At 45.6% G+C, this 5,214-nt stretch carries 6 protein-coding genes; 1 reads left to right on the top strand and 5 read right to left on the bottom strand.

Annotated elements, in window-relative coordinates:
* Nucleotides 1–463: GlgC family sugar phosphate nucleotidyltransferase (locus GRP75_RS18740; protein ID WP_483311097.1), on the top strand; the 463-nt coding region annotated here is incomplete at its 5' end.
* An 84-nt stretch (nucleotides 464–547) separates the two neighbouring features.
* Here the strand turns inward: GRP75_RS18740 and GRP75_RS18735 are convergent.
* The 5 genes from GRP75_RS18735 to GRP75_RS18715 form a co-directional block, all read right to left on the bottom strand.
* Entirely contained in the window at nucleotides 548–1,978 is a 1,431-nt protein-coding gene (locus GRP75_RS18735; RefSeq protein WP_071641091.1) for a sensor histidine kinase, read from the bottom strand.
* Entirely contained in the window at nucleotides 1,975–2,673 is a 699-nt protein-coding gene (locus GRP75_RS18730) for a response regulator transcription factor (RefSeq protein WP_007432526.1), read from the bottom strand. Before GRP75_RS18730 ends, GRP75_RS18735 begins: the two co-directional genes overlap by 4 nt.
* 1 nt (nucleotide 2,674) lies before the next feature.
* Entirely contained in the window at nucleotides 2,675–4,009 is a 1,335-nt protein-coding gene (locus GRP75_RS18725; RefSeq protein WP_160790034.1) for a hypothetical protein, read from the bottom strand.
* Nucleotides 4,006–4,731 (bottom strand): phosphonate ABC transporter ATP-binding protein, encoded by a 726-nt coding sequence (locus GRP75_RS18720; protein ID WP_160790033.1) that lies wholly within the window; start codon nucleotides 4,729–4,731, stop codon nucleotides 4,006–4,008. Before GRP75_RS18720 ends, GRP75_RS18725 begins: the two co-directional genes overlap by 4 nt.
* An 82-nt stretch (nucleotides 4,732–4,813) precedes the next feature.
* Nucleotides 4,814–5,214 (bottom strand): MFS transporter (locus GRP75_RS18715; RefSeq protein ID WP_160790032.1); only part of this gene is annotated, 401 nt, incomplete at its 5' end.

The raw sequence follows: 5,214 nt of genomic DNA, 5'->3' as shown, positions 1-5,214 counted from the left end.
CATGGATTTGTTACAGGATGATTGTGCTATCGACCTTCAACGCAAGGACTGGCCGATGTATACACGTGAACGCCGCACAAGGTTGAGCGCACAAAAGGTACCTAACCGTCAAACACAACCATTGGGCAGCTTGTTGCATGATTCCTGCCAAGTAGAGGGCCGAATAGAACGCTCCGTTGTATTTAGTGGTGTCGAAGTAGGTAAAGGATCAGCCATCAAAGAAAGTATCGTTATGCCTGACACACGTATTGGACGTAACGTCCATATTGAACATGCGATTATCGGTGAAGGTGCTGTGATTCGTGATGGTGCTGTCATTAAAGGTAATCCGGGCGAAATTATGGTTATCGGACCCAATGAAGTGGTATTTGGTAAAATGGCGGTACGACCGCAAACTACGCGTATGCTGAAAGAAGCTTACGAGCGCAATACACGCTTGCGTGCCGAAGGTTTTACTTCATAACGTTACCCCCAAATTAAAAACAGCCAGCCCTCCCGATTTGAGAGGACTGGCTGTTTTTCTAGTTAAATCTATACAATGGGCCTTTTAAATCAGCCCTTCAGTAAGTTGTGATGGTTCCACGGACTGCTCTGCTTGCAGAGCAGGTAATGAAACCGTAATGGTAGTTCCAGCCCCCAGTTCACTTCTAATGAGCATCTGACCATGATGACGCTCGATAAACTGTTGCGAGATTGCCAATCCCAGTCCAGTACCACCGTTTTGGTGGTCTACCTGGAAAAAGCGGTCTCTGACTCTGGCAAGATTTTCAGCACTAATTCCAATCCCTGTATCTTGTACGGATATCTCGATATTGCCATCAATTCGTTGTAGAGACAGGAAAATAATTGAGCTTTCATGCGAAAACTTGATAGCATTGTCCACAATGTTCAAAAACACCTGTTTTAGACGGTTACCGTCTCCATGGACGAGATATGCCGTTTCCTCCGAATCCAGCTGAAGTTTTATCTGCTTCATTTCTGCTTTGGCCCATACGTTCAGCATAATTTCCTGCAAAAGCTCCCGTAGATCCACCGTTCCCATCACAAGCTTCATGGCATTTTGCTCCAGCTTGGAAAAATCGAGGATTTCCTCCACCAAGCCAATCAGTCGATCCGTCTCTTTAGAAATAATCTTCATCCCGATTTTCGTCTCTTCCGGGTCATAACCGCCAGAATTTAACGTTTCACTCCAACCCTTAATAGATGTAAGCGGAGTACGCAATTCATGAGATATGGATGATATAAAATCATCCTTGATTTGATTTGTTCTGACAATTTCCTGTGCCATATAGTTCAGAGTCGAAGCCAGTTCACCCAACTCATAGCGATAATCGCCTTCAATGCGTGCATCAAACCTCCCCTGAGCCATCTGAGCAGATACATCGCGGATATTATTAATTGGTCTAACAATGGAATTCGCGAGCCCTGTACTGACCACAAATACAATAACCAGTACAGCTGCCATGATGCCAAGAGAAAACAGCGTAATCGTAAACAACTTATCATTTACCAATTCCAGCGAAGTCGTATACCGAATAACATACACCTGGTCTCCGACGATATTGTCCAGTTTTTGAGATACCGCCATCACCTGCTGCCCCGTACTCGGTTGCTTTCCGATCCATTTGCCCGTATCTCCAGCTAATGCTTGTGTCACATCACTTGTTTGCACACTTAGATCTGCTGCAAAATTCGTCGAGTTATCAATTACATTTCCCTGTTCATCAAGCAACTGCAGTTCAGTGAAGGGCAGAGAAAATGTATTTAACAAATACGATTGCAAAGACTGTTCCGGCTCTTTGAATTTGGGTGCAAATTCACTTACCGATTCGATACGGCTTTCGATATGTTTGTAAATGGAATCGTAATAGTACGACCGGAGTGCAAACATAAAAATGACTTCTACTAACAGAAGCGCCAAGAACACTACGAAAAAATAGTGAAGCACAATCTGTCGGCGAATCCCCTTTTTGATCATTGAGACTGACCTTTCCATTTATATCCATGTCCCCACACTGTTTGTAAAAAAGCTGGCTCAGATGGATTGTTTTCAATTTTCTGCCGCAGACGTCGGATATTCACATCTACAATTTTCGGATCGCCCATATATTCCTTGCCCCATACGTGATCAAGTAGAACATCTCGGCTGAGCGGCGTGTTTTCTTTTTCCAGAAAAAATTGAATCAGAGAAAACTCAGTCGGTGTCAGCTCGATCAGCTGCCCGTTCTTCTTAAATTGCTTAGCAATCAAATCTAGCGTGAAAGGTCCAGACTGGAAGGACACTTTGGCTGCTGTTTCACGATGTACATTCACCCGACGCAATAACGATTGAATACGTGCAATCAGCTCCGTCGGGCTAAAAGGTTTACTCACATGGTCATCGGCCCCTACAGACAAGGCATACACCTTATCCTGCTCCTGTACCTTCGCTGTGAGAAAAATAATGCCGATGCGCTCATTCGTTTCCCGGATTCTCCGACAGACTTCAAAACCATCCATACCGGGTACCATTACGTCAAGCAGTGCAATATCAATATCCCGCACCGTGTTCAAAATATTTAGAGCCTCATGCCCTTCCGACGCCTCCAGCACCTCAAAACCGTTACGTTTCAAGTTAATGACGATAAAACTGCGAATGGATTCCTCGTCTTCCATGATTAAAACTTTACTCACTCTACTCTACCTGCCTTTCCCCCATCTTGTTTTTTATGGTTTTACGCGGTTCCAGCTCACTGGATCGCTTAATGCCAATGACCTGCGCATTCGTTCGCCACAGTTGGCTATACCCTTCGTTGTTTCGCTCCCATTGTGACAACGAGAAAAATTTAATTTCCGCTATCGTTTTGTCTGTATCATCCAAAATGAAGCGCAAATAGCTGTCCTTCTTCGAAACTTTCGGATCAATCGTCACCTTGCCATGCAGCTCTTTCGGCAATCTGAAGTAGACCTGTTCATTAGAATCACGATACTGCTGCTGCTTAAAAATCGTCCCTTTCGCCCCGTCCCACTGATAGAACGACACAAAATATGGAACCTCATCCAGCGGCTTATTACTCCAACCTTTTGGCTTCTCCAAATTACCAAATTCCAGAATACCGTCACCATCCACATCACCACTGGCGATGGTCGCATCCTTGAAGGTGACATCCATAAGATTAAGCTTCCTGAGCTTGCCGTGATCCATCACAATGACATTGGAGACGGTAGTGGTCTGGGCAATTTTGGTGTCTATAACAATCCCCTGCCTACCCTCGGCTACCTTGCCAGCAACGACATTATAGACACCTAAGACCTGACTGTCCAAATCCAACGATCCGATTTCCTTAAAGGTTCCCCCACTGAATTGAAATGTTTTAACTGTAAAGAATTCATTACGTCGCAGCGTGATAATCGTCAAATCATTCAAATTATCCCCGTTCAAGTCCATCTTGTTATGGTTAAAATCATCTACGACGAAGTCCGTATAGCCTGTAGCATATATTTTCTCCAGAGTTCCTCCGGTATAGGAATACACGATGAGTCCCTTCTGATCCCCGCCATCGCCACTATCTCCACTGGAAAAACCCGCTACAATATCGAGTGTTCCATCATTCGTTAAATCCACGAGCTTAAATGACTCTAGCACAGTGCCTTCCCCATCAAACGTTAGCTTCTTTACCCACGTTCCGCCCTGATCTTCAAACAAGGCACCATGTATTTTTACGCTCTCATCTGGCGTTTCATAAAAGAGCACTGCTTCGTCTGTGCCATCATTGTTCAGATCACCCGTCCGAATAGGCGTCGGGTCATCTGGGTCATTCGGCCTTAAAGGCTGTACCGCCCCTAGTTGCGTATTCACTGCACCATTCAACTGCTGTTTCTCGTCAGACATCGTCGGTGTCTCCATCAGCGAAATGGGATCGCTAATAACATTACAGCCGCTTAAAAATCCAGCAAGGAGCAGCAAGGAACAGCAGGCAGCCACCATTCTCAACAGCATTATTTTCACTTCTCTTGCCGTCCCCTTCACAATTTGTTCTTTTCTGCTTGTGTCAATCGTCTTCCCTGAATATCAAACACCAATTCACCATCATTCAACCCCCATATACGGGAAGCAAAGCGTTCAGCCATTTCCAGCGGCAATACAGTAATGATCGTCACCCGCTCGTCAGAACACAGCTTGCGAAAGGTCTCCAATACATGCGCTGCCGAAGCTGGATCAAGTCCATTTACAGGCTCATCAGCTAAAATAACTTTAGCTCCGTGCACGAGAGCACGCGCAGTCGCTACCCGCTGCCGCTCGCCACCGCTGAGCTTGTCGCATTTATCATGCGCCTTATCCAGCAGACCCAGATCCTCCAGTACGTCCATCGCTCCCATGTAATCGTCGGAACGTACCATACTGGTCACCATTCTCCACATTGGAGTTTGACTGGATCTGCCAATGAGCACATTTTTAAGAGCGGTTCGATTCATATTTAGATGCGGGTTTTGCTCCAGGTATGCCCATTCCCGCTTTATTTTCATCTTGCCCGTCCACCCGGATTTCAGCACGTCATTGCCACCTACAATTAAACTGCCTTCATCCCATGGCTCTAGTAAAGCAAGACAGCGAAGCAGCGTCGTTTTGCCGCTTCCACTTGGCCCTACTATGGCAATGAATTCGCCCTGATGAATTTCAGCATCAATTCCTCGAAGTAGCTGGGTCCGTTCAGGCCCCACTTGCTTGGTCAGCTTCCGAATTTTAATCATCTAAGTGATTCCCCTTTGCGCGCCATCAATACTGTTTATATTTTATAGTAAATGTGAAACAAATACCATGCAAATCGCAGTTTTAAACCGCCGGTACTCTTTTTCTGGAAAACAGACCTAACAATCCGAAAACAACGTAACTACCTCCAAGGACAAGAAACATGCTGCCTTGAGTTCCATAGTCCAGCAATCCTCCGCTAATATTAGGTCCGATCACACTTCCCAGATTAAAGTGAAAGGATGCCAGTACATTCGCGGCTGCTAAAAATGATTTGGGCAGCAGATCAGCGGCATAGGCCAAACCGAGGGAGAAAAAGGAGCCTACTAAACCACCTGCTAGGGTCAGCAATATCAAAGTGAACATAAAATGATTACCGCTCCATGGTAGCAACATAAAGGTCATTCCCCCTGCTATACCTACGCTCATTAGCACCTTTTTACGTCCCCAACAGTCACTCAATATCCCTAGCGGTAGCTGCAGCA

The sequence above is a fragment of the Paenibacillus sp. OT2-17 genome (assembly GCF_009827695.1).
Taxonomy (GTDB): domain Bacteria; phylum Bacillota; class Bacilli; order Paenibacillales; family Paenibacillaceae; genus Paenibacillus; species Paenibacillus polymyxa_B.
The sequence above is the reverse complement of the archived record's forward strand: the minus strand, read 5'-3'. Positions and strand labels throughout refer to the sequence as shown.